This is a genomic window from Streptomyces hazeniae (assembly GCF_031845485.1).
Classification (GTDB): domain Bacteria; phylum Actinomycetota; class Actinomycetes; order Streptomycetales; family Streptomycetaceae; genus Streptomyces; species Streptomyces hazeniae.
The window spans coordinates 171566-194524 of record NZ_JAVREQ010000007.1; the positions used below are offsets into that span (position 1 = coordinate 171566).

The following is a 22959-nucleotide window of genomic DNA, read 5'->3' on the forward strand; positions in this document are numbered from 1 at the left end:
GGTGTCCACCTCCGACATCTTCCTCGGCGAGATCGTCGGCACCGCGGTGCTGATCCTGCTCGGCGGCGGCGTGTGCGCCGCCGTCACGTTCCGGCACTCCAAGGCGTTCAACGCCGGCTGGACGGCCATCGCGCTCGGCTGGGGCATGGCGGTGCTCACCGGCGCCTACATCGCCGCCGGCGTGTCCGGCGCGCACCTCAATCCCGCGGTGACCGTGGGCCTGGCCGTGCAGGGCGGTACCGAATGGAGCGACGTGCCCGCCTACGTGCTGGCGCAGATGATCGGCGCGATGCTGGGCGCCTCGCTGGTGTGGGTGGCCTACTACGGCCAGTTCCTGGCCCACCTCACCGGCCGGGAGGCGACCGGCGGCCCGGGTGCGCAGGAGACGGCGGTGGCCGACCGTACGGCTCAGGGCCCGGCCACTCCGGGACCCGGTCCCGTGCTCGGCATATTCTCCACCGCCCCCGAGATCCGGAACACCTGGCAGAACCTCGCCACCGAGGTCGTCGCCACGGTCGTGCTGGTGCTGGCCATCCTCACCCAGGGCCTGAACCAGGAGGGTGAGGGGCTGGGCCCGCTGGGCGTACTGATCACCGCGCTGGTCGTCGTCGGCATCGGCCTGTCGCTGGGCGGCCCGACCGGCTACGCCATCAACCCGGCCCGCGACCTCGGCCCGCGCCTGGTGCACGCGCTGCTGCCGCTGCCGAACAAGGGCGGATCAGACTGGAGCTACGCCTGGGTGCCGGTGGCAGGCCCGCTGCTCGGCGGCGCACTGGCCGGCGGCCTGTACACCCTCGCCTTCGCCTGAGAACCCGACCGCAAGCCCATCCCGACGCCACCGGAGCCCATCATGAGCGAGACCCCCGCCGCGAACGCCCCGAAGCGCGAGTTCATCGCCGCCATCGACCAGGGCACGACCTCCAGCCGCTGCATCGTCTTCGACCGGGACGGCCGGATCGTGTCGGTCGACCAGAAGGAGCACGAGCAGATCCTTCCCCGCCCCGGCTGGGTCGAGCACGACGCCGCCGAGATCTGGACCAACGTCCAGGAGGTGGTCGCCGGCGCACTGGAGCGGGCCGGCATCTCCCGGGAGGACGTCAAGGCGCTCGGCATCACCAACCAGCGCGAGACCACACTGCTCTGGGACCGCGCCACCGGCGAGCCCGTGCACAACGCCCTGGTCTGGCAGGACACCCGCACCGACGCGCTGTGCAAGGAGCTGGGCCGCAACGTCGGCCAGGACCGGTTCCGCCGCGAGACGGGCCTCCCCCTCGCCTCCTACTTCGCCGGTCCCAAGATCCGCTGGCTGCTGGACAACGTCGACGGCCTGCGGGAGCGCGCCGAGCGCGGCGAGCTGCTGTTCGGCACGATGGACTCCTGGGTGATCTGGAACCTCACCGGCGGCCCGGACGGCGGGGTGCACGTCACCGACGTCACCAACGCCTCGCGCACCATGCTGATGAACCTGCGCACGCTCCAGTGGGACGAGAAGATCTGCGAGTCGATGGGCGTCCCCCTCTCGCTGCTGCCGGAGATCCGCTCCTCGGCCGAGGTGTACGGGCACGCCCGGGGCGCGCTGGAGGGCGTGCCGGTGGCCTCGGCCCTGGGCGACCAGCAGGCCGCACTGTTCGGTCAGACCTGCTACGCCCCCGGGGAGGCGAAGTCCACCTACGGCACGGGCACGTTCCTGCTGCTGAACACCGGCGAGGAGGCCGTCAACTCCTACAACGGCCTGCTCACCACGGTCGGTTACCGCATCGGCGAGGAGAAGCCGGTGTACGCGCTGGAGGGTTCCATCGCCATCACCGGCGCGCTGGTGCAGTGGATGCGCGACCAGATGGGCCTGATCAACAGCGCGGCCGAGGTCGAGACGCTCGCCAGCTCCGTCGACGACAACGGCGGCGCCTACTTCGTGCCCGCCTTCTCCGGCCTGTTCGCGCCGTACTGGCGGTCCGACGCGCGCGGCGTCATCACGGGCCTGACCCGCTACGTCACCAAGGCGCACCTGGCGCGGGCCGTGCTGGAGGCCACCGCCTGGCAGACGCGGGAGATCGTCGACGCGATGCAGAAGGACTCCGGCGTCGAGCTGAGCTCGCTCAAGGTCGACGGCGGCATGACGTCCAACAACCTGCTGATGCAGACCATGTCGGACTTCCTCGACGCCCCGGTCGTACGGCCGATGGTCGCCGAGACCACCTGCCTCGGCGCCGCCTACGCCGCCGGCCTCGCCGTCGGCTTCTGGCCGGACACCGAGGCGCTCCGCGCCAACTGGAAGCGGGCGGCCGAGTGGACGCCCCGCATGGACAGCGGGAAGCGCGAGAGCGAGTACCGCAACTGGCTCAAGGCCGTCCAGCGGACCATGGGCTGGATCGAAGAGGAGAACTGATCAGCATGACCGCGACCACCCTCGGCACGCCCGCACGCGGCGGGAACGCCTTCGGCCGTCAGGGCCGCGCCGAGACCAGGGAGCTGCTGGACCGGGGAACGTACGACCTGCTGGTGATCGGCGGCGGCATTCTGGGGACCTCGGTCGCCTGGCACGCCGCGCAGTCCGGGCTGCGGGTGGCGATGGTGGACGCCGGCGACTTCGCCGGCGCCACCTCCTCCGCCTCCTCCAAGCTCGTGCACGGCGGGCTGCGCTACCTCCAGACCGGCGCCGTCCGGCTGGTGGCGGAGAACCACCACGAGCGGCGGGTGCTGGCGAAGGACGTCGCTCCGCACCTGGTCAACCCGCTCACCTTCCACCTGCCGGTGTACCGGGGAGGCCCGCACGGCGCGGCCAAGCTGGGCGCGGGCGTGTTCGCCTATTCGGCGCTGTCCGCGTTCGGCGACGGCGTCGGCCGGGTCATCTCCCCCGCGAAGGCGGCGGCGGCGAACCCCGGGCTGCGTACGGAGAACCTCAAGGCGGTCGCGGTCTACTCCGACCATCAGATGAACGACTCCCGGGTGGCCGTGATGACGGTGCGCGCCGCCGTCGAGTCCGGCGCGGTGACGCTCAACCACGCCGAGGTGACCGGCCTGCGGTCCGCCGGCGGACGGGTGACCGGCGCGGAGCTGCGGGACCGCCTGGACGGTACCGAGTTCGGCGTCGACGCACGGCTGGTGCTCAACGCCACCGGTCCCTGGGTGGACCACGTGCGGCGGATGGAGGACCCCGGCGCGGCACCCAGCATCCGGCTGTCCAAGGGCGCCCACCTGGTGCTGCGCCGGCGCTCGCCGTGGCGCGCGGCGCTGGCCACGCCCATCGACCGGTACCGCATCACCTTCGCCCTGCCGTGGGAGGACCAGCTTCTGCTGGGCACCACCGACGAGGCGTACGAGGGCGACCCGGCCGACGTGAGCGCCACCGAGGCGGACATCGCGCAGATTCTCGACGAGGCGTCGCTCTCGGTGCGCCGCGAGCACCTGTCCCGGGACCTGATGACGTACGCGTTCGCCGGTCTGCGGGTGCTGCCGGGCGGGCCGGGCGGAGTGGAGTCCGCGAAACGGGAGACGGTGGTGTCGGAGGGCCGCGGCGGCATGCTGTCGGTCGCGGGCGGCAAGTGGACCACCTACCGGCACATCGGACGGGCCGTCATGAACAAGCTGGCCGCGCTCCCCTCCGTGGGCGGGACCGCCGGGGCGGCGGGCGTGCCGGTACCGGTCTCCTCGCTGGTGCGGCGCACGCCGCTGCCCGGTATCGCCAACCCGGACGCGGTGGCCCACCGGCTGCTGGCGGACGGGCGGGCCGGGGCCGGCATGGACCCGGCGACGGCACGTCAGCTCGCCACCCACTACGGCTCCCTCGCGTTCGACGTCGCGCGGCTGGTGGACGAGGACGCGGCGCTGGGCGAGCGGATCCACCCGGACGGGCCGGAGATCTGGGCGCAGGTCGTCTACGCGCGGGACCGGGAGTGGGCGCAGACCGTGGACGACGTGCTGCGCCGCCGCACCACGCTGACCGTGCGCGGCCTGGACACCGAACCGGTCCGCGACCGGGTCGCGGCGCTGCTGGCGGCGCGCGAGGACTGACGGCCGCTCCCCCGCTCCCGTGTGGCAGGGTGATCACCCGTCCGACGTACGGCAGGGGGAACGTTCATGGGCGTGGGGAAGGTGCTGCGCGGCCTGCGGCCGACGAGGCGGGGGCTGAAGCGGGCCGCGGCGGTGCTGGCCGCCTTGCTGGTGCTGCCACCGCTCACGGGCGCGGTGACGCTGCGGGCGTTCTACGCGGGCGTTCCGCCCGAGGACGCCCTCACCCGCGGCCGGGACGCGGTGTGGCTGGGACACGCCTGGGTCGACGGCCGCCGGGACGGGGACGACCTGGCGCGGCTGAAGCGCCGTGTCGAGGGGACCGGCATCCGCGACCTGTACGTGCACACCGGCCCGATGGAGTTCGACGGCACGCTGCGCCCGGAGCGGCATCCGCGGGCCGCGTGGCTGCTGGAGTCCGTGCGGCGGGAGCTCCCGGACGTACGGGTGCAGGCATGGCTGGGTCAGCTGGTGGTGTACGAGGACGGCGACCCTGGCGGGCTGCTGCTGCCCGATCCGGCCGCCCGGCGGGCCGTCGTGGACAGTGCGCGGCGGGTGCTGGACCTGGGTTTCGACGGCGTGCACCTGAACCTGGAGCCGCTGCGCTCGGGCAGCCCGCACTACCTGCGGCTGCTGGACCGGCTGCGGCGGACCGTGCACGGACGCGGCGGAGTCCTCTCGGTCGCCTCGCACCAGATCGACCCGGTCCCCGGCGGTCACGCGCTCGCCGGGCTGCTCACTGAGGACGGGCGCACGAAGTGGTGGTCGCGGGACTATTTCGGGCAGGTCGCGCGGCGGGTCGACCAGGTCGCGGTGATGTCGTACGACACCTGGACGCCGCTGGAGAGCCTGTACGGCGGCTACGTCGCGCAGCAGACGGAGCTGGCGCTGGAGAACGCGCCGGAGGACGTGGACGTGCTGATGGGCCTGCCCTTCTACCACACCGACACCCCCGGCCGGGAGCCGGAGGCCGAGACGGTCCCGGCGGCCGTGCGCGGCGTGCGGCTGGGGCTGGGACGCGAGGACCCGTCGCGCCGGAGGTTCGGGGTGGCGCTGTACGTCGACTTCGCGGCGACACCCGCCGACTGGCGGGCCTACCGCCGCGACTGGTGCGGTCCCCGGAGCGTGTCCGCGCCGCCACGAAGGATGCGGCGGGAGGGGCCGCACGCCGTAGGCTGGGCGAGGCACGGAACACGTACGGCAGCCGGTGCGGAGCGCAGTGCTCCGGACCGGGGGTAAGGAGGCGCTGGGTGATCGAGCTCGAGGGGGTTCCCGAGCTGGTCGACCCGGTCATGGTGGCCGCGTTCGAAGGCTGGAACGACGCCGGCGACGCCGCCTCCGCCGCGGTCGCGCACCTGGAGCGGGAGTGGAAGGGCGAGGTGTTCGCGGCGCTGGACGCCGAGGACTACTACGACTTCCAGGTCAACCGCCCGCAGGTGTGGCTGGACGACGGGGCCCGCAAGATCACCTGGCCCACGACACGGCTGTCGGTCGTGCGCGTCGGCGACTCCGACGGCAAGGGCAGGCCCCGTGACCTGGTGCTGGTCCGGGGCATCGAGCCGAGCATGCGGTGGCGTTCCTTCTGCAACGAGGTGCTCGGCTTCGCGCACGAACTGGGCGTCGAGATGGTGGTGGTACTGGGCGCCCTGCTCGGCGACACGCCGCACACCCGCCCCGTCCCGGTGACCGGGGTGACCTCGGACCCGGATCTGGCGCGGACCCTCCAGCTGGAGGAGTCGCGGTACGAGGGGCCCACCGGCATCGTCGGCATCCTCCAGGAGGCGTGCACGCACGCGGGAGTCCCGGCCGTCAGCCTGTGGGCGTCGGTGCCGCACTACGTGTCGCAGCCACCGAATCCCAAGGCGACGCTCGCGCTGCTGAACCGGCTGGAGGACCTGCTGGAGCTGCGCGTGCCGCTGGGCGAGCTGCCGGAGGACGCGCGGGCCTGGCAGGTGGGCGTGGATCAGCTCGCGGCGGAGGACAGCGAGGTGGCGGAGTACGTCCAGTCGCTGGAGGAGGCACGGGACACCGCGGAGCTGCCGGAGGCGTCCGGTGAGGCGATCGCGAAGGAGTTCGAGCGGTACCTGCGCCGCCGGGACGGCGGCCCGTCCGCCGGGCGGGCCGGGGAGGGGCCGGAGAGCGGATCGTTCCGGCGCGGCGGCGGGCGGGGAGCGGGCGGACGCGGACGTGGTCCCGGCGGCGGGAGGCGTTCCGCGGGGCGCTCCGGGAGCACGGGTCCCGAGGCGCGGAGTGGGCCGGACGACGACCGCGGCGACGCGGAGGGGCCCGGCGACGGCACTCCGGGCACGGGCGGGTCCGCGGAGCGGGACCGCCGGGAGGAGAACGACGACTGAGGCCGGGCGGGCCCGGCCGGTGCGCGGTAGGTGTGCGGCCCGCCGCGAAGGGTGGTCCTTCGCGGCGGGCCGCTGAGCGTTCCTCGGACGGGTGGGTCAGAGCGCGACGCCCAGGAGGGCGTCGACGGCCCGTGAGACCAGGCCCGGTGCGGCGGTGTCGGTGCCGCCGGCCGCGGCTTGCGCGGCGGCCCAGCGGTCGACGGCGGCGAGGGCGGCGGGGGCGTCGAGGTCGTCGGCGAGAGCTTCCCTGATCTCCGCGAGGACACCGTCGGCGGGCGGCCCGTCCGGCCGGGAGACGGCGCTGCGCCAGCGGGCGAGCCGCTGCTCGGCCTCCTGGAGCACGCCGTCGGTGTACTCCCAGTCGGAGCGGTAGTGGTGGGCCAGCAGGGACAGCCGGATGGCCGCGGGGTCGACGCCGTCGCGGCGCAGGGCGGAGACGAAGACCAGATTGCCCTTGGACTTCGACATCTTCTCCCCGTCCAGGGCGACCATGCCGGCGTGGACGTAGGTGCGGGCGAACGGGTGCTCACCGGTGAGGGCCTGGGCGTGCGAGGCGCCCATCTCGTGGTGCGGGAAGGCGAGGTCGGAGCCGCCGCCCTGCACGTCGAAGCCCATGCCGAGGTGGTCCAGGGCGATGGCGACGCACTCGATGTGCCAGCCGGGCCGGCCGCGGCCGAGGGAGCCGCCGTCCCAGCTGGGCTCGCCGTCGCGGGCGGCCATCCACAGCATCGGGTCGAGCGGGTTCTTCTTGCCCGGGCGGTCCGGGTCGCCGCCGCGTTCGGCGGACAGGGTCCGCATGGTGCCCGCGTCGAGGCCGGAGACCTCGCCGAAGTGGGGGTCCGCGGCGACGGAGAAGTAGACGTCGCCGTCCAGTTCGTACGCGGCGCCCGCGTCCCGGAGACGTTCGACGAGCGGGACGATGCGGGGGATGGTCTCCACCGCGCCGACGAAGTGCTGCGGCGGGAGCATCCGCAGCGCCGTCATGTCCTCCCGGAACAGCGCCGTCTCGCGCTCGGCGAGCGCGGCCCACTCCTCCCCGGTGGTCGCCGCGCGTTCCAGCAGGGGGTCGTCGATGTCGGTGACGTTCTGGATGTAGTGGACCTGGCGCTTGGTGTCGAGCCACACGCGCTGGACGAGGTCGAACGCGTTGTACGTCGCCGCGTGCCCCAGGTGGGTGGCGTCGTACGGGGTGATGCCGCAGACGTAGAGGCGGGCGACGGGCCCCGGGGTGGAGGTCACCCGCCCCCCGGTGGCGGTGTCGTGGATCCGGAGGTCGCGGCCCTGACCAGGCAGCGCGGGGACCTCGGAAGCGGGCCAGGCATGCATGCGTCGAGCCTAACCGCACGGCTGTACCGGCCACGAACCCGGCGGTCGATACGGCCGGATGGGCACCCTTGACGAACGGCGCGAGCCGGGTGCGGGCAGCCGGACCAGCTTGCTGCCCGGACGGGTCCTAGAGCGGGGGCCAGGGGATGGCGGGCCAGTCGCCGCCGGGCAGCGGGTGGCGCCCGGCGGCCAGCAGCGCGCCGACGCGTCCGCGCACGGCGTCCACCTCGGCAGGCGTGAGCAGCCGCGGCAGGCGGCGGGCGAGCGGCGCGCCGTCCGCCAGCGCGTCCCGGAGCACGCGCAGCGCGGCGACCGCCTCCCCGGTCAGCGGTTCGCCGGCCCAGCCCCAGAGCAGGGTGCGCAGCTTGTCCTCGGCGTGGAAGGTCACGCCGTGATCGATGGCCTGGAGGCGCCCGTCACGCGAGGTGAGCAGGTGTCCGCCCTTGCGGTCGGCGTTGTTGAGCACCGCGTCCAGCACGGCGAGCCGCCGCAGGCGGGGATCGTCGGCGTGCACGAAGAGGGCGGGCCGGCCGTCCTCGGTCTCGGCGTGGCCGACGGCCTTCCAGCCGGGGGGTGGCGTCCCTCCCTCGACCAGGGTGAACAGCTCCCCGAGGCCGCTGCCGTCGTCGTCCTCGGCATCCTCGTCATCCTCGTCGTCCGAGAGGTCCGAGGGGCCCGAAGAGTCCGAGGGTTCCCGGCCGGGCGGCGGGCCGACCCATGCCTGGCACATGCCCTCGCCGTACGGGCCGTCGCGCAGCACGGTGGGCGGGATCAGGCTCCAGCCGGTCGCCTCGGACACCTCGTACGCGGCGACCTCGCGGGCGGCCAGGGTGCCGTCGGGGAAGTCCCACAGGGGACGTTCGCCGGCAACCGGCTTGTAGACGCAGTCGAGGGTTTCGCCGTCCGCGTCGACCGTGGCGAAGAGCACGGCGTTGGAGGCGTTGCGGATGCGTCCGCGGACGGTGAGCGTGCCGTGGGCGAGCAGGTCGCGTGCGGCCGCGGTCGGGAGGGTGGTCACTCGCTCCGTCGGTACCCGTTCTGGCGCGGACATACGTGTCCCTCCGGGTCGAGCGGCAGGCTGCACAGCGGGCAGGGTGGCCGCCCGGCGTTCACGACCTCCAGGGCGCGCTTGGCGAAGGCGCGGGCCATCGCGCCGCTGATGCGGACCCGCAGCATGGGCGGGCCGTTCTCGTCGTCCTGGAGCAGGCGTTCCTCGGCCTCGGCGAGATCCTCGTCGGAGTCGGCCTCCAGCTCCACCACGGCCTGGGCCTCGACGACCATCCGCTCGCCGTCCCCGTCCCAGGCCAGCGCCATCGTGCCGACCCGGAACTCCTCGTCCACCGGGGACTGGAGCGGCTCGGTGTCGTCCACCTCGGCGGGGGCGACGGCGGGTACCGGGGCGTTGCCGCCGGAGCGCCGCACCACCTCGTCCAGCAGCTCGTCGATCCGTTCCGCCAGGGCTTCCACCTGCGCCTTCTCCAGCGCCACGCTGGTGGTGCGGCCGGCCGCCGTGGCCTGGAGGAAGAAGGTTCTGCGGCCAGGCAGCCCGACCGTGCCGGCCACGAACCGGTCCGGCGGGTCGTAGAGGAACACCTGACGGGACACGTCCTGCTCCGTTGTCGTCGACTGCTTCGGTCACTGGCACCCTACTGCGCCAGGCGATCACCGCGCCTGAGGGCGTGCCTAGAGACCGCCGCCCACGGGCGCCTCGGAGGCGTCGGTTCCGGTTCCGGTACCCGTTCCGGGGGCGGCAGCGGGCGTGCCGGTCGCCGATCCGTCGCCGGGCGGCGGATCCTGATCGGGCGGTGGTGCCAGGGAGTCGAGTTCACCGGTGTCCCCGAGCCGCAGAAGGAACGGGCGCAGCGCGGTGTAGCGGACGACGGTGACGGAGCAGGGGCTGACGGAGACGCGCTGGAAGAGGTCCAGGTGCATGCCGAGGGCGTCGGCGACGACGGACTTGATGATGTCGCCGTGGGCGCACATCAGGTAGCAGGCGCCGGGGCCGTGTTCGGCCTCGACGCGTGCGTTCCAGTCGCGCACCGCCTCGACCGCGCGGTGCTGCATGGCACGCATCGATTCGCCGCCCGGGAAGGCGGCGGCGGACGGGTGCTGCTGGACGGCGGCCATCAGCGGCTCGTCGGACAGCTCGCCGAGCTTGCGGCCGGTCCAGTCGCCGTAGTCGCACTCGTTGATCCGGTCCTCGGTGTGCACGGCCAGGTCCGGGCGGGCCTCGGTGAGCGGGGCGAGGGTCTCCCGGCAGCGCTGGAGCGGGCTGGTGACGGCGAGCACGGGGGCGAGCGGCGCGATGCGGGCGGGCAGGTCGGCGGCCTGTTTCCGGCCGAGTTCGTCCAGGGCGATCCCCGGTGTGCGGCCGGCGAGCAGGCCGGCGGTGTTGGCGGTGGACCGGCCGTGCCGCAGGAGGATCAGCGTGGGCATGGCTGCCAGGGTAGGCGGACAGGCCCCCGAGGGCCGAACGTGGCCGGTGGAGTGCTCGTCGGCGCGGGTGCGTAACCTCCGGAGGCGCTGCGGCGTTGAGGGGGTGACGGCCGTGGCGGGGATGACCCCCCGAGCCCCCACCACGGCCGTGATCTCCCTGGCGCACTCCCCCGGGCCCCCGTCCCCGTCGCCTCCCCGAAGCCGGGTGGCGGAGAGCCGCGCGTCAGGCGAGTCCGGCGCGCTCCATGGCCTCCACCCCGGCCCGCAGGGCGCCGATCCGCTCGTCCAGCGTGAAGCCGGCGGGGGCGAGGGAGAGGGTGCCGACGCCCGCCTCCGCGTAGGCCCGCATCCGGTCGGCGATGCGGTCCACGGGGCCGAGCAGCGTGGTGGAGTCGATGAGCTGCTTCGGCACGGCCGCCGCGGCGCCCTCCTTGTCGCCGTCCAGGTACTTGTCCTGGATCTCCGCCGCCTCCTTCTCGTAGCCCATGCGCTGGGCGAGCTTGTTGTAGAAGTTCTGCTTGCGGCTGCCCATGCCGCCCACGTACAGCGCGGTGTAGGGCCGGAACAGGTCGGCGAGGGCGTCCACGTCGTCGCCGACGGCCATCGGCACGGTGGGGCAGATGTCGAAGCCGTCCAGGTCCTTGCCGGCCTTGGCCCGGCCGGCACGCACGGCTCCCAGCGTGGTCTCCTCGGCGTGCTCGGGCGAGAAGAACACCAGCAGTGCGCCCTCCGCGATCTCGCCGGTCTGCTCCAGGTTCTTGGGGCCGATGGCGGCAATGTAGAGCGGGATGTGCTCGCGCACCGGGTGGACGGTGAGCTTGATCGGCTTGCCCGGCCCGTCCGGCAGGGGAAGCGTCCAGTGCTCGCCCTGGTGGGTCAGACGCTCGCGCGTCATGGCCTTGCGGACGATCTCGACGTACTCGCGGGTGCGAGCCAGCGGCTTGTCGAACTTCACGCCGTACCAGCCCTCGGAGACCTGCGGGCCGGACACGCCGAGGCCGAGGCGGAAGCGTCCGCCGGTGAGGGTGTCCAGGGTGGCGGCGGTCATGGCCGTCATGGCGGGAGTGCGGGCGGGGATCTGGAAGATGCCGGAGCCGACGTCGATGCGTTCGGTCTGGGCGGCGACCCAGGAGAGCACGGTCGGGGCGTCCGAGCCGTAGGCCTCGGCGGCCCAGCACACGGCGTAGCCGAGGCGGTCCGCCTCCTGGGCGACGGCGAGGTTGTCCGCGTCCATCCCGGCTCCCCAGTAGCCGAGGTTGATGCCGAGCCGCATACCGGCCCCCTTACTGATCAGTAACTACGATGTCCCGGGGACTCTAGCGTGTGCCCGTCGGTACGCTCAACGCCCATGGAGTCGAGGCAGCTGGGGCACACCGGCCTGCGCGTGTCGCGGATCGGGCTGGGCACGCTCACCTGGGGCCGCGAGCCGGGCGACGGGTACACGGCCGAGCGCGACGCCGCCGCCCAGCTCAGGGCCTTCTGGGAGGCCGGCGGCACCCTGGTGGACACCGCCGACGTGTACGCGGACGGCGGCGCCGAGTACCTGCTGGGCGGGCTGCTGCAGGACAAGGTGCCCCGCCGCGACCTGGTGATCGCCACCAAGGCGGGCAGCGTCCCCGACCCGGAGCGCCGCTTCGACGCGTCCCGCGGGCACCTGCTGGCCTCCCTCGACGCGTCGCTGGAGCGCCTGGGCACGGACCACGTCGACCTGTGGCAGCTGCACGCCTTCGACGCCCTCACGCCGCTGGACGAGACGCTCCAGGCACTGGACATCGCGGTGACCAGCGGCCGCGCCCGGTATGCGGGCCTGTCGAACTTCTCCGGCTGGCAGCTCGCCAAGGCCGCGACCTGGCAGCTCGCCGCGCCCGGCACACGGACCCGGCTGGCATGCACACAGATGGAGTACTCGCTGCTGCAGCGCGGCGTGGAGCGCGAGGTGCTGCCGGCCGCGCGGGACCTGGGACTCGGCCTGCTGCCGTCCTCACCGCTGGGACGGGGCGTGCTCACCGGCAAGTACCGGGACGCCACGCCCCCGCCGGGGTCGCGCGGCGCGTCGGAGCGGCTGGCCTCCTTCGTGGCGCCGTACCTGGACGAGACGGCCGCGCGGATCGTGGACGCGGTGGCCACCGCAGCCGACGGACTGGCCGTCAGCCCGCTGCAGGTGGCGCTGGCGTGGGTGCGGGACAGGCCGGGTGTGACGGCGCCGGTGGTGGGAGCGCGGACGGCGGAGCAGCTCGGTGAGGCGTTGTCAGTGGAGGGGCTTAGTCTTCCCCACGAGATCCGGCGGGCGCTGGACGACGTGTCCGCTCCGGTGCACCGCTATCCCGACCAGGACTGGAGCGAGCTGTGACCAGCCAGGACGCCACCGGCGACGGCGCGGCCGACGCGCCCGCGGGCGGCAACGCGAGGGCCGCCGAACTCCTCGCCGCGGTGCGGGCGGTGGAGAGCGGCGAGCGGTCCGCGGACTCGTTCTTCACCGACCGGCTGCGCCCGCCCGCCCGCCGGGCGCCCCGTGCCCCGGGCGGCCCGGGGCCGGTCGCCGCAGCCGGGGCGGGTGACGGCGAGCCCGCCCCCGTGACCGTGCCCGACGCCGTCCGCGCGGTGCTGGCCCGGGGTGGCGCGCCGGAGGCGCTGGGCGAGCAGGTCGTCGCGGCGCTGGGCGAGCAGGCGGACGAGGTGCTGGCCGCGGACCCGTGGCAGCTGCTCGCCGTCCCCGCCGTCCGGACCGAGCAGGCCGACTCCTTCGCCCGCGCACTGCTCGGGGACACGTGCGGGCCGGGCGACGAACGGCGCGCCCGCGCGCTGGTGGTGCGGATGCTGGAGCGTGCCGCCGCACGGGGCCACACCGTGCTCGAACCGGCCACACTCGGCCGGGCACTGGCGCAGCACGCGGTACCGGAGCCGGACGAGGCGGTGCGTGCCACCGTCGACGATGGCACCGTGCTGGTGTTCGAGGAGGCGCTGGACTCCCTGGACGTCACCGACCGTGCGGCCGCCGACGCGTCCGAGGCGGACGCGACGGGCGGCGAGGGCGGCGAGGGCGGCGAGGGCGGCGAGGAGGAACGTCCGGTCCGGCTTCTGGTCGGGCTGGAGCGGCACGCGCTGGCCGAGGAGAGTCTCGCGGACGCCCTGGCCCGCCTGGCGGGCACGGTTCTGGCCGGAGACGCCGACGCGTGGGAGGCGGTCGCCGCTGCGGCCCCGACTCCGTCGGCCGCGGAGCTGGTGCGGGCCACGGCGGGCCACGGCGTGGTCACGCACAGCGGCGGCGAGGCGGCCCGGGCCGAGCCCGCCTTCCTGGCCGCGTCCGCCGGCACCCTCGGCCTGCGGGCCTTCGCCGTGGCGCACGGGGAGAACGGCCGGGAGCGCTTGGCCCGGCTGCTGCCCGACGACGGCGGCGTCGCCGCGGGCACGGTGGCCGGGCTGCTGACCGGCCGCGAGGGCCCGCCCCGGGACGCCGACGGCCTCTGGGAGCTGGACCTGCTGGTCGTGTGCGACGCGGCGCAGCTCGGGACCGAGGAGGCGGCGGCGCTGGCCGAGTCGCTGCCGGACGGGGCCCGGCTGGTTCTCAGCGGCGACCCGCACGAGCTGGGCCCGGCCGGCCCGGGACAGGTCTTCCACGATGTGCCCGCCGCCCGCTGCTGCCCGCAGGTCGTCTCCCGTACGCCCGACCCGGGTCCGCTGGGCGAGCTGGTCTCGGGCGTGGGCGCCGGAGAGCTGCTCCAGGTCGAGGCGCCGGACCGGGAAGTGGTCATCGTCCCGGTGCGCGACGCAGGTGAGGCGGTGCACCGCACCGTGCAGCTGGTCGCGGACTCGGTGCCGCGGGCGATCGGCGTGCCCGCGGGCGAGACACAGGTGATCGTGCCGGGCCACGACGGGGCGGCGGGCACCCGCGTACTGAACGCCGCGCTGAAGGAACGGCTCAATCCCGGCCCGGGACGGTTCGGCGGCTTCGACCCGGGCGACCGGGTGCTGTACTCCCCCGCCCCCGGCCGCGGGGCGACGGGCACGGTGGCGGCGGGCGACGACGACGGCCTGCGCATCGAGCTGCCCGGGCGCACGGTCGCCGTGCGTCCGGACCGGGTGACCGCGACGGTCCGGCACGGCTGGGCGGTCACGGCCCACCAGGCCGCGGGGGCGCGCTGGCCGGCCGTGGTCGCCGTGCTGCCGGGAGACGCGACGGACGCCCTGACCCGTGAGTGGGTGTACACGGCGTTCGGGCGTGCGGCACGGCACTTGTCGGTGGTGCACGGCGCGGAGCACGCCCTGGCCGAGGCCGTCGCGGGCCGTACGGCGCCGGAGCGCACCACCCGCCTGCGGAGACTGCTCGCGCAGGCTGTCGCGGCGGTGCGCGGCGGCACCGGTTAGCCGTGCTGCCCCGGCGCCGCCGCGTCCGCCCTGTCGTGGGCCCCGGATCGCGGCGGGCGCGGGTCAGCGGACGGGTGCGCCCCTGCGGCCGCCGGTCGTGCCCGGGTCGCCGTCGACGTCCTCGTCGTCGAAGACGGTGCTGACGTCGAACCGGCACACCACCCGCTCGGGGTCGGCCTCGTCGAACGGCGCCGCGAGCCACTCCCCCGGCTCGCCCGGCTCGTCGGCGGCGGCGATCCACAGTGTGGCGTCGCCCTCCTCGAGGCCGAACTCCTTGTGCCGGGTCGCGATCTCGTCGGGCTCGTACTCGCCGAAGAGCACACCGAGGGCGGCGTGCACGCTGTGTCCGGCGCCCCACTCGGACTCGTCCGCGGACTCGGGGTCGAGGTCGGTGACGCGCTGGGCCTGCGACAGCAGCCGGGACGGCTCGGTGACCGTGTAGTCGCGGCGGATGAGGACGCTGAGCGCCCGCGGCTCGTCCGGCCCGGTGTAGTCGGGCATGGTGTCGCCGCCGGGGATCTCGAACGGGGTGACCTCGTCGTAGGCGTCGTAGAGCAGCTCGTCGTACGCCTCGCCCGCCGCGGCCAGCTCGTCGAAGGCGGCGTAGACGGCGGTGTCGGCGGCGGGGTCGGTCACGCCTCCGGAGGAAGCCTCCGCGCGGCGCTCGACCGCCTCCAGGTGCCGGTCCAGCGCGGCCTTGACCGCATCCGCGGCGGCGCGTACCTCGGCAGCGGTCGGCTGCTCAGCATCAGACATAGTGCAGACGCTATCCGCAATCGGCCCCTGCCCGCACAATGGATGAGATGCCGGAATACGAATTTCGCGATGTGTACGTTCCGCGTGGGGTCTCTCGCAAGGCCGCCACGCAGCTCCTCACCGACCACGCCGAGTACGGACACTGGGAACTGGACAGGCTGCGGCTGTTTCCGGACGGCAGCCGGCGCGTCCGGCTGCGCCGCCGGATCATCCGCCAGCTGCGCGCCACCTGGTGACCGTCCCGACGCGGCCCGGACGCGCGAGCGGGCCCCGCTGCGCGGAGCCCGCTCTTCGGCCTGGGCGGCCGAGGGGTGTGACGGTTCGCGTCAGCGCTGGGCGGCGCGGGCGCGGCGGTAGAGCACGGCCCCGCCGAGCAGCAGGCTCGCGCCCATGCCCAGGGCCGTCTCCAGCTGGTAGCCGGCGCCGGTCTGGGCGAGTTCCGGCGTGGCGACCGTCTGGGTCTCCGGGGCGCTCGGCTGCTCCTTCGGGGCCTCCGGCTTCTCACCCTCGGGCTTGGGCTTCTCCGGGGTGTTCGGCTCCTCCGGAGTGTTCGGCTCCTCCGGGGTGTCCGGCTGGTCGGGGGTGTGCCCCGACTCGTTCGCGCAGCCGTTGCCGAAGGTCGGGTTGAGCAGACCGACCACGTCGACGCTGTTCCCGCAGGCGTTGACCGGCACCTCGACGGGCACCTGCACGTTGTTGCCCGAGCCGACGCCCGGCGAGTTGGCCGTGGTGCTCTCGGCGGTGCTGCCGCCTTCGTGACCGCCGCCCTGGTGGGCGTCCGGCGCGTCCTGGCCGCCGTTCTGGTGGCCGCCGTCCGTCTGCGCGGAGGAGGCGTCACCACCGTCGTTGACGCAGGTGTTGCCGAACGCCGGGTTCAGCAGCGCGATGACGTTCACGGTGTTGCCGCACGCGTTGACCGGCACATGCACCGGCGCCTGCACCGAGTTGCCGGACAGCACGCCGGGCGAGTTCACGGCACCGCCGTCGGCGGTCGCGTCGGCGAAGGCAGAGCCCCCCGAGATCGCGAGCACGCCGCCCGCCGCGGCCACGGTGATCAGGCCTTTTCTGGTGACCTGTCGCATGGTTCTTCCCCTGACTTCATTTCTCACGAAATCACGAGTCGGTACGGCTGTCGTACCGTCACATCGACTCGTCCAGAAGGCCGACGGCCCTGGAGCACGTGGCTCGCACTCCAGGGCCGCGCGGCGGTGTTCGCCCCGATGGGGCGGATTCCCCTAGCGGGGAGAACGACGTCAGTCGTTGATGCAGGTGTTGCCGAACGCCGGGTTCAGCAGCCCGATGATGTTCACGGTGTTGCCGCACACGTTGACGGGCACGTGCACGGGGACCTGAACGACGTTGCCGGACAGCACGCCCGGGGAGTTCACGGCGGCACCCTTGGCGCCGGCGTCGGCAACGGCCATGCCCGCACCAGCGAGCACCAGGGAGCCGGTGGCAGCCGCGGTGGCGACGACCTTCTTGAGCATTGTTCCTCCTAGTTGGCAATGCGATCCCATACCGCGGACCGCACACCGTGTAACGAGGAGGGGGGAACCGGGCTACGACTCCCGGCGCTCATTCACTCTTCATGAGTAATCCCGCACAGGCGTACGGACGTTCTCGCTCTGCGCGCGGAGGCGTCAGCACTGGTCGAGGAAGCGGTCCAGCACCCGCACGCCGAACTTCAGGCCCTCCACGGGTACGCGCTCGTCGACGCCGTGGAACATGCCCGCGAAGTCGAGCTCGGGAGGCAGCTTGAGCGGCGCGAACCCGAAGCAGCGGATGCCCAGGTCGTCGAACGACTTGGCGTCCGTGCCGCCCGACAGCATGTAGGGCACAGCACGCGCCACGGGGTCCTCCGCGCGCAGCGAGGACTGCATGGCGTCCACCAGGGCACCGTCGAAGCTCGTCTCCAGCGCCTTGTCCGCGTGCACGTCCTCCCGGCGCACCCGTGGCCCGAGGAGGCGGTCCAGGTCGGCCAGGAACTCCTCCTCGTGGCCGGGCAGGAACCTGCCGTCGACGTGCGCGGTGGCCTGGCCGGGGATGACGTTGACCTTGTAGCCCGCGCCGAGCTGGGTGGGAGCGGCGGTGTTCTGGAGGGTGGCGCCGATGATCTTGGCGATGCCGCCGAGCTTGGCGAGCGTCTCGTCCATGTCCTCCGGGTCGAGCTCGGTTCCCAGCGCGTCCGACAGCTCGTCCAGGAACGAACGGACGGTCTTGGTCACCCGCACCGGGAAGCGGTGCCGGCCCAGCCGTCCGACCGCCTCGCACAGCTCGGTGATCGCGTTGTCGTCGTTGGTCATCGAGCCGTGGCCGGCGGTCCCGTCCACGGTGAGCCGCATCCAGTGCATGCCCTTCTGGGCCGTCTCGATCAGGTAGAGCCGCAGGTCCTCGTTGACGGTGAAGGAGAAGCCGCCGACCTCGCCGATCGCCTCGGTGACCCCCTCGAAGAGGTGCGGGTGGTTGTCGACCAGGTACCGGGCGCCGTAGATGCCGCCCGCCTCCTCGTCCGCCAGGAAGGCGAGCACCACGTCCCGGGGAGGCCGGCGGCCGCTGCGCAGCCGGTCGCGCATGACGGCCAGGGTCATGGCGTCCATGTCCTTCATGTCCACCGCGCCACGGCCCCACACGCAGCCGTCGGCGATCTCCCCGGAGAACGGGTGGTGCGTCCAGTCCTCGGCGTTCGCGGGAACGACGTCGGTGTGGCCGTGGATGAGCAGTCCGGGCCGGGAGGAGTCCTCGCCCTCCACCCGGGCGACCACCGACGCGCGGCCGCGCTCGGACTCGATGATCTGCGGCTCCACGCCGGCCTCGGCCAGCATGGACGCCACGTACTCCGCGGCGGCCCGCTCCCCGCGGGAGTCGTTGCCGCCGAAGTTGCTGGTGTCGATGCGGATCAGATCGCGGCAGAGGTCGACGACCTCGTCCTCGCCCCTGCGTTCCGGTGCCGGGCTCGACTGGCTCACGCTGCCTCCTGATGTAGCGGGGTTCCATCCTCTCGCCTCGACCGCCCCGCCCCCAAGAGGCCGCGTGATCGACCACCCGCGCGCCGATGTTAGAGTTGGTCACGTCGAGGCGGCCCCGGCCGCCGGACGCTCACCTGTCGGGGTGGCGGAATGGCAGACGCGCTAGCTTGAGGTGCTAGTGCCCTTTACAGGGCGTGGGGGTTCAAGTCCCCCTCCCGACACTCTCTTGAGCCCCACGGCGTGCGGGTCGAGGTTCACCTCGGCCCGCACTGTCATGTTGGCCGGCTCGTGGGTCGGGCGAAGCCTCAGCGCTCGGCAGAGTTCGCGCCTCCCCTCAACCGTCGCCGTGGCCAGTGCGCACGCCAGTCCTCCGACCGAAGTCACGAGGTCACGGGCCTCGACCACGCCGAGTCACTGACGGCAACGACACCGGGGCCGGGCAGGCCGTGTGGGCGGCCCGCCCGGGGCATGACGGGGTGTCAGTGCTCGTGGTGGCCGGTGTGGACACCGCTGATCTCGTCGGGCGCGTGTGGCAGGGTGACGGATTCGGTCACCTCACCGGCTTCGAAGTCCACCGCGTGGATCTTCTTGGTGGCCGGATCGGTGACGTAGGCGGTGTGGTCGCGGACGAACAGCGCGGGACGGGCCTCCTGCCAGTCCAGCGGCTCCTTCCAGGCGCCGACGACCGGAACGGAGTCGGTGACCTCGCCCTTCTCCATGTCGAGGACGTGCAGCTTGCCGTCCGTCCCCAGCACGAGGCCCTCGCCGTGCGGGCCCCGGGCCAGCGAGCGGAAGGAGTAGCTGGTGCCCAGGTCGAGCAGGTCCAGCTTCTTCGTCTCGGTGTCGACCAGCGAGACCTGCTCGGGACGCTCCCGCTCGGCGTCGGCGTCCTTCTTGTAGTCACCGAGGATGATCGCGGACTGGTCCGAGCCCTTCTGGGTGCCGATGGCGCCGTACTCCGACGGCGAGTCGATCTTGGAGATCTTCCCGTCGGCGTAGAGGAGGACGCCGTCCTCGCAGCCGACGGCGACGGCCTCGTCCTTCGCGGTCGCCTCGCCGTGGGCTCCGGGGCACTCCTCGCTGCGGGCGATCTCCTTGCCGTCGACGTCCAGGACCTGGATGCCGACGGCTCCTTCCTCCTCGGTGCCCACGGTGGAAACCAGTGCGCCGTTCTCCAGTTCGACGGCCACGCCATGGTGCGGGGCCTTGGAGGTGAACGTGTCGGCCTTCGGCTCGCCGTCCGCCAGCTCGCCGGGGTCGAAGGCCGTGACCTCGCCGGTGCCGTCGGTGAACAGCACGGTCCTGCCCGCGTGCCGCACGACGTGGCCGGGCTTCTCACCCGGGAAGGTCACGTCGGTCATCGCCGCGGCGACGGCGTCCAGGACGCTGAAGCCCTTCTCGGTGGAGACGATCACGTGCCGGTCGTCGCCGGCCGGGTTGACGCGGTTGTAGCCGTCGAGGGCTATGTCCTCGGCGGCCTTCAGGGTCTGGCCGTCGAGCATGAGCAGGCCGCCGTCGTAGGTGACGACGACCGGGTCCTCGACGCTCGCCGGGGCGCCTGCCTTCTTCTCCGGCTTCTCCGAGCCGACGGTGCCCGTGCTCCCGGAGCCGCATGCGGTGAGCAGAAGAGAGGCGGCGAGGAGCGAGGTGACGCCCGAGGTGAGCGCGGGACGGGAGGTGTTTCTCATGGTGTTCCTTTTCGGTCGTCCGTCAGCCGGTGAGGCCGTCGGTGAGGGCACGGGTGTTGGCGCGCATCATCTGCAGGTAGGTGGGGGCGCCTCCGCCCCTGCCGGTGAGCGACTCGGAGAAGAGCGGCACGACGTCGACGTCCACGTCGCTCTCCTTTTTGAGGACCTGCGCGAGGCGGTCGGGCTGGGAGGAGTCGGCGAAGATCGCGGATACGCCGGCCTTCTCGACGGCGGTGGCCAGCGAGTCCAGGTCGGCGGCGCTGGGCGAGGCCAGGGTGGTACCGCTGGGGATCACCGCTCCGACGACGGTGAAGCCGAAGCGCTGTGCCAGGTAGCCGAAGACGTGGTGGTTGGTGACCAGCCTCTTCCTCTCGGAAGGTATGCGGCCGAACTTGCCCTCCATCCAGGAGGAGAGGCCGGCGACGTCTTTCCGGTAGGCGCGGGCGTTCTGCCGCACCTGGGAGCCGTCGATCCCGTCCACGTTCTTCACCACGCTCTCCGCGAGGAGGTCCACCGCGGTGCCCATCCGGTCCGGGTCGGTCCAGAAGTGCGGGTCGGGCTGTCCCTCCGAGGCGTCGGAGGTGTAGTCGATCGGGTCGACCTTCTCGCCGACACCGAGCGTCACCACGCCCGCCTCGCGTGCGGCTTCCACGTGCCGCAGCACGTTCTCCTCCAGGCCGAGACCGTTGAAGACGACGAGGTCGGCGTTCTCGATCTCGGCTGCCCGCCGGGCCGAGACGCCGAAGGAATGCGGGTCGGCGTTGGGCTTCATCAGGACGGTGACGTCCGCTTCGTCTCCGAGTACGTTCCGTGTGACGTCCCCCAGGATGTTGGTGGTCACCACGACGTGCGGACGGTCCTCGCTCTGGGGCGAGCAGCCGGCCACGGCGAGGAGGGCCAGAGCGGCGGTGGCGAGGGCGGCGCGGGCGGCCCTCATCGGCCCGTCTCCGCCATGTGGTCCGGCGCGAAGTCGAGAGCGAAGGTCCGGGCCTCGCGCAGGCGGTCGTTGTAGTCGATCTCGTGGATCTTCTTCGCCGCCGGGTCGTTGACGTAGGCGCGGGAGGCGTCGACCTCTATGCGCACTCCGTCGGGGACCTCGGCCAGAAGTCTCCGGGAGGCGGTCTTCTTCCCCGACTGGGCGTCGTAGGAGGTCAGTTCGCCGTCGGGAGCGAGAGCGAGCAGGTCGGTGCCCGCGCCGGCGCTGTTGGCCGCGACGACGGGTCCCGTCTCGAACCGCTTCCACGCCCGCTCCTCCACATCCAGCTGCCACACGCCGTCCTCGCCGGCGAGCGCCACGAGGGTCGAGCTGCCGGCTCGCTGGGTGAAGTCCCGCGCCCGCTGGCCGGTGGAGACCGCGTTCGGGTAGGGGATGCGTTCGGAGTCGAACTCGCCGCCCTCCTCCGAGACGAGCAACGCGCCGTCCCTGCAGCCGAGCACGACGCCGGCGCGCGTGCGGCCGTGGCCACTCGCGGATTCGCAGGAGTTCGCCAGCGTCGTGACCTTGTTGTTCTCCCTGTCGCGGATCTCCACCGCGGAGCCGTCCTCCCCCGCGCCTGACACGATCAGGTGGCGGGCGTGGGGGACGACCGGGCCGGAAGTCTCCGTGAGCGGGGTCGGGTTCCCGAGCGCACCGTCCTCGAGCACCGCGCGCTTCAACAGGAGTGCGGTGCCGTCGGTTCGGGTGATCACGGTGGCGCCGGCGTCGGTGCCGACGCCGGCCGAGGAGCCGTCGAGGGTGCCGAGCTCACGGACGGCGGCCCTGTAGTAGTGGACGTGGTCGCCGTGGTCGACGGTCCAGCCGCCGCCGTCGACGACGCGGGTCCTCGCGCCCGTGGAGACGTAGGCGAACCGGCCGTCGGAGAGCACGTCGCGGACACCGTCGCTGCTCGTCGCCACCGTCGTGACCTTCTCGGTGATCAGGTCCAGCACGCGTGTCGCCCCGGTCCCGGACTCGGCGAGGACCAGGCGCGACTGGGCCTCCTGCGTCTCCTGGGCACCCTCGACGTATCCGTGCGGCGTGGTGCTCGTGTCCGGCGCGGCCTCGGGTTCCGAGGCGGGTTGACCGCCGCATCCGGTGAGAAGGGCGAGGCCCAGCACGGCGCAGGCGGCCGGGGAACGTGGATGCCGGAGGCGGCACGGGTGGGGTGTGTTCACGGTATGAGGACCTTCTCGGTGTGGAGCCGGGCCGGGCCGGTCTCTGCGGTGCGGCGTCGGCGGTGACGGACGCGGGAGAGGAGGGCGGAGAGGGCGAACTGCGCGACGGCCGTGGCGGCGATGGTCGCTCCCGCGGCGGTGCCCAGGTGCCAGGAGGCGACCAGACCGAGGAAGGTCGCGCTCGTCCCGAGACCGGCGGCCAGCCCCATCACGACGGGGATCCGCCGGGCCCAGGGCAGTGCGGCCGCGGCCGGCGCGATGAGCAGACCGAAGACCAGCAACGTGCCGACGATGGTGAACGAGGCGACGAGTGCCACCGTCAGCAGGAACAACAGGGCCGCGTGGGCGAGGCGGGGCCGCAGGCCGAGGGTGGCGGCCTTGCGCTCGTCGAACGCCAGGGCCAGGAAGGAGCGGTGGCCGGCGAGCGAGGCGAGGAGCACCGCGACGAGGGCGCCGGCCAGCTGCCACAGGTCGCCCTCCCGTACGGCCAGGACGTCGCCGAAGAGGAAGGCGGTCAGGTCCACCGCGAAGGACCGCGAGCGGGAGACGAGGATCACCCCCAGGGCCAGCATGCCGACGAACAACAGGCCGATGGCGGTGTCCTGGGACAGGCGTCGGGTCCTGCCCAGCAGGGTGACGCCGGCCGCCATGGCGCCCGCGCTGAGCGCTGCGCCGAGCAGCAGGTTCTGCCCGAGGAGCGATGCGAGGGCGACGCCGGGGAGCATGCCGTGCGACATCGCGTCCCCGAGGAACGCCATTCCGCGCAGGACGACCCACGTGCCGGCGAGCGCGCAGATCAGGGACACCAACACGCCTCCCCACAGGGCGCGCTGGACGAAGGCCACCTCGAAGGGGCCGATGAGCCAGTGCATGCACACGACGCTATACTGAAAACGATTATCACTT

Annotated in this window: 21 protein-coding genes and 1 tRNA gene; 9 read left to right on the forward strand and 13 right to left on the reverse strand. The window is 73.3% G+C overall.

The window, feature by feature from the left end; translation table 11 throughout:
• Nucleotide 1 precedes the first annotated feature (1 nt).
• The 5 genes from RM572_RS10650 (at nt 2) to RM572_RS10670 (ending at nt 6362) form a co-directional block, all read left to right on the forward strand.
• A complete protein-coding gene (locus tag RM572_RS10650) occupies nt 2–808 on the forward strand; it encodes an MIP/aquaporin family protein (RefSeq protein ID WP_027762750.1) in 807 nt (268 codons plus the stop codon).
• A 42-nt stretch (nt 809–850) separates the two neighbouring features.
• The gene (gene glpK, locus RM572_RS10655; protein ID WP_311673016.1) at nt 851–2386 is read left to right on the forward strand and encodes a glycerol kinase GlpK; all 1536 of its coding nucleotides are present in this window, start codon (nt 851–853) and stop codon (nt 2384–2386) included.
• Between the two features lie 5 nt (nt 2387–2391).
• Entirely contained in the window at nt 2392–4011 is a 1620-nt protein-coding gene (locus tag RM572_RS10660; protein ID WP_311673018.1) for a glycerol-3-phosphate dehydrogenase/oxidase, read from the forward strand.
• 66 nt (nt 4012–4077) lie between these two features.
• A complete protein-coding gene (locus RM572_RS10665) occupies nt 4078–5247 on the forward strand; it encodes a glycoside hydrolase family 18 protein (protein WP_311673019.1) in 1170 nt (389 codons plus the stop codon).
• Nucleotides 5248–5258: 11 nt separating this feature from the next.
• Nucleotides 5259–6362 carry a PAC2 family protein gene (locus RM572_RS10670; RefSeq protein WP_311673020.1) on the forward strand — a complete coding sequence of 368 codons (1104 nt, stop codon included), beginning with the start codon at nt 5259–5261 and terminating at the stop codon, nt 6360–6362.
• Nucleotides 6363–6458: 96 nt separating this feature from the next.
• Here the strand turns inward: RM572_RS10670 and mshC are convergent, their stop codons facing one another.
• The 5 genes from mshC to RM572_RS10695 all read right to left on the reverse strand — a co-directional run bounded on the left by mshC (nt 6459) and on the right by RM572_RS10695 (nt 11397).
• Nucleotides 6459–7688: a cysteine--1-D-myo-inosityl 2-amino-2-deoxy-alpha-D-glucopyranoside ligase gene (mshC, locus tag RM572_RS10675; RefSeq protein ID WP_311673021.1), complete on the reverse strand. Its 1230-nt coding sequence runs from the start codon at nt 7686–7688 to the stop codon at nt 6459–6461.
• A 127-nt stretch (nt 7689–7815) separates the two neighbouring features.
• Nucleotides 7816–8739: an SCO1664 family protein gene (locus RM572_RS10680; protein ID WP_311673022.1), complete on the reverse strand. Its 924-nt coding sequence runs from the start codon at nt 8737–8739 to the stop codon at nt 7816–7818.
• Nucleotides 8703–9293, reverse strand: a complete 591-nt coding sequence (locus RM572_RS10685; protein WP_136184904.1) for a DUF3090 domain-containing protein — start codon at nt 9291–9293, stop codon at nt 8703–8705. The genes RM572_RS10680 and RM572_RS10685 overlap by 37 nt, the downstream gene beginning before the upstream one ends.
• Before the next feature lie 78 nt (nt 9294–9371).
• A complete protein-coding gene (locus RM572_RS10690) occupies nt 9372–10124 on the reverse strand; it encodes a histidine phosphatase family protein (RefSeq protein ID WP_311673023.1) in 753 nt (250 codons plus the stop codon).
• A 223-nt stretch (nt 10125–10347) separates the two neighbouring features.
• Nucleotides 10348–11397 (reverse strand): LLM class F420-dependent oxidoreductase, encoded by a 1050-nt coding sequence (locus RM572_RS10695; protein ID WP_311673024.1) that lies wholly within the window; start codon nt 11395–11397, stop codon nt 10348–10350.
• 75 nt (nt 11398–11472) lie between these two features.
• Here RM572_RS10695 and RM572_RS10700 point away from each other — a divergent pair, with 75 nt between their 5' ends.
• Together RM572_RS10700 and RM572_RS10705 are read left to right on the forward strand one after the other, a co-directional pair.
• Nucleotides 11473–12474 carry an aldo/keto reductase gene (locus tag RM572_RS10700; protein ID WP_311673025.1) on the forward strand — a complete coding sequence of 334 codons (1002 nt, stop codon included), beginning with the start codon at nt 11473–11475 and terminating at the stop codon, nt 12472–12474.
• Nucleotides 12471–14489 carry a helix-hairpin-helix domain-containing protein gene (locus RM572_RS10705; RefSeq protein WP_311673026.1) on the forward strand — a complete coding sequence of 673 codons (2019 nt, stop codon included), beginning with the start codon at nt 12471–12473 and terminating at the stop codon, nt 14487–14489. The genes RM572_RS10700 and RM572_RS10705 overlap by 4 nt, the downstream gene beginning before the upstream one ends.
• Before the next feature lie 63 nt (nt 14490–14552).
• Here RM572_RS10705 and RM572_RS10710 read toward each other — a convergent pair whose 3' ends face one another.
• Nucleotides 14553–15245: a hypothetical protein gene (locus RM572_RS10710; RefSeq protein WP_027762759.1), complete on the reverse strand. Its 693-nt coding sequence runs from the start codon at nt 15243–15245 to the stop codon at nt 14553–14555.
• Nucleotides 15246–15292: 47 nt separating this feature from the next.
• On the opposite strand from RM572_RS10710, the gene RM572_RS10715 reads away from it, so the two are divergent.
• Nucleotides 15293–15481 (forward strand): DUF5703 family protein, encoded by a 189-nt coding sequence (locus tag RM572_RS10715; RefSeq protein ID WP_027762760.1) that lies wholly within the window; start codon nt 15293–15295, stop codon nt 15479–15481.
• Between the two features lie 90 nt (nt 15482–15571).
• On the opposite strand, the gene RM572_RS10720 is transcribed toward RM572_RS10715, so the two are convergent.
• From RM572_RS10720 to RM572_RS10730, 3 genes are all read right to left on the reverse strand, one after another.
• A complete protein-coding gene (locus RM572_RS10720) occupies nt 15572–16327 on the reverse strand; it encodes a chaplin (protein ID WP_311673027.1) in 756 nt (251 codons plus the stop codon).
• Between the two features lie 171 nt (nt 16328–16498).
• The gene (gene chpH / locus RM572_RS10725; protein WP_311673029.1) at nt 16499–16732 is read right to left on the reverse strand and encodes a chaplin ChpH; all 234 of its coding nucleotides are present in this window, start codon (nt 16730–16732) and stop codon (nt 16499–16501) included.
• 153 nt (nt 16733–16885) lie between these two features.
• Nucleotides 16886–18211, reverse strand: a complete 1326-nt coding sequence (locus RM572_RS10730; protein ID WP_311673030.1) for a M20/M25/M40 family metallo-hydrolase — start codon at nt 18209–18211, stop codon at nt 16886–16888.
• Nucleotides 18212–18347: 136 nt separating this feature from the next.
• Here RM572_RS10730 and RM572_RS10735 point away from each other — a divergent pair.
• Nucleotides 18348–18432 (forward strand) — tRNA-Leu (locus RM572_RS10735).
• Between the two features lie 258 nt (nt 18433–18690).
• On the opposite strand, the gene aztD is transcribed toward RM572_RS10735, so the two are convergent.
• The 4 genes from aztD to aztB are packed head-to-tail and all read right to left on the reverse strand — an operon-like array spanning nt 18691 to nt 22925.
• Nucleotides 18691–19899, reverse strand: coding sequence for a zinc metallochaperone AztD (gene aztD, locus RM572_RS10740; protein WP_311673031.1), 1209 nt, complete (start codon nt 19897–19899; stop codon nt 18691–18693).
• A 22-nt stretch (nt 19900–19921) separates the two neighbouring features.
• Nucleotides 19922–20836: a zinc ABC transporter substrate-binding protein AztC gene (gene aztC / locus RM572_RS10745; protein ID WP_311673032.1), complete on the reverse strand. Its 915-nt coding sequence runs from the start codon at nt 20834–20836 to the stop codon at nt 19922–19924.
• The gene (locus RM572_RS10750) at nt 20833–22053 is read right to left on the reverse strand and encodes a hypothetical protein (RefSeq protein WP_311673034.1); all 1221 of its coding nucleotides are present in this window, start codon (nt 22051–22053) and stop codon (nt 20833–20835) included. Before RM572_RS10750 ends, aztC begins: the two co-directional genes overlap by 4 nt.
• Entirely contained in the window at nt 22050–22925 is an 876-nt protein-coding gene (gene aztB / locus RM572_RS10755; RefSeq protein ID WP_311673035.1) for a zinc ABC transporter permease AztB, read from the reverse strand. The genes RM572_RS10750 and aztB overlap by 4 nt, the downstream gene beginning before the upstream one ends.
• Between the last annotated feature and the right edge of the window lie 34 nt (nt 22926–22959).

What these genes read in the sequence shown, in the direction of transcription:
- glpK (WP_311673016.1), top strand. Translation starts at nt 851, where the DNA reads ATGAGCGAGACCCCCGCCGCGAACGCCCCGAAGCGCGAGTTCATCGCC.
- RM572_RS10660 (WP_311673018.1), top strand. Translation starts at nt 2,392, where the DNA reads ATGACCGCGACCACCCTCGGCACGCCCGCACGCGGCGGGAACGCCTTC.
- RM572_RS10665 (WP_311673019.1), top strand. Translation starts at nt 4,078, where the DNA reads ATGGGCGTGGGGAAGGTGCTGCGCGGCCTGCGGCCGACGAGGCGGGGG.
- mshC (WP_311673021.1), bottom strand. Translation starts at nt 7,688, where the DNA reads ATGCATGCCTGGCCCGCTTCCGAGGTCCCCGCGCTGCCTGGTCAGGGC.
- RM572_RS10680 (WP_311673022.1), bottom strand. Translation starts at nt 8,739, where the DNA reads ATGTCCGCGCCAGAACGGGTACCGACGGAGCGAGTGACCACCCTCCCG.
- RM572_RS10690 (WP_311673023.1), bottom strand. Translation starts at nt 10,124, where the DNA reads ATGCCCACGCTGATCCTCCTGCGGCACGGCCGGTCCACCGCCAACACC.
- RM572_RS10695 (WP_311673024.1), bottom strand. Translation starts at nt 11,397, where the DNA reads ATGCGGCTCGGCATCAACCTCGGCTACTGGGGAGCCGGGATGGACGCG.
- RM572_RS10700 (WP_311673025.1), top strand. Translation starts at nt 11,473, where the DNA reads ATGGAGTCGAGGCAGCTGGGGCACACCGGCCTGCGCGTGTCGCGGATC.
- RM572_RS10710 (WP_027762759.1), bottom strand. Translation starts at nt 15,245, where the DNA reads ATGTCTGATGCTGAGCAGCCGACCGCTGCCGAGGTACGCGCCGCCGCG.
- RM572_RS10715 (WP_027762760.1), top strand. Translation starts at nt 15,293, where the DNA reads ATGCCGGAATACGAATTTCGCGATGTGTACGTTCCGCGTGGGGTCTCT.
- RM572_RS10720 (WP_311673027.1), bottom strand. Translation starts at nt 16,327, where the DNA reads ATGCGACAGGTCACCAGAAAAGGCCTGATCACCGTGGCCGCGGCGGGC.
- chpH (WP_311673029.1), bottom strand. Translation starts at nt 16,732, where the DNA reads ATGCTCAAGAAGGTCGTCGCCACCGCGGCTGCCACCGGCTCCCTGGTG.
- aztD (WP_311673031.1), bottom strand. Translation starts at nt 19,899, where the DNA reads ATGAGAAACACCTCCCGTCCCGCGCTCACCTCGGGCGTCACCTCGCTC.
- aztC (WP_311673032.1), bottom strand. Translation starts at nt 20,836, where the DNA reads ATGAGGGCCGCCCGCGCCGCCCTCGCCACCGCCGCTCTGGCCCTCCTC.
- aztB (WP_311673035.1), bottom strand. Translation starts at nt 22,925, where the DNA reads ATGCACTGGCTCATCGGCCCCTTCGAGGTGGCCTTCGTCCAGCGCGCC.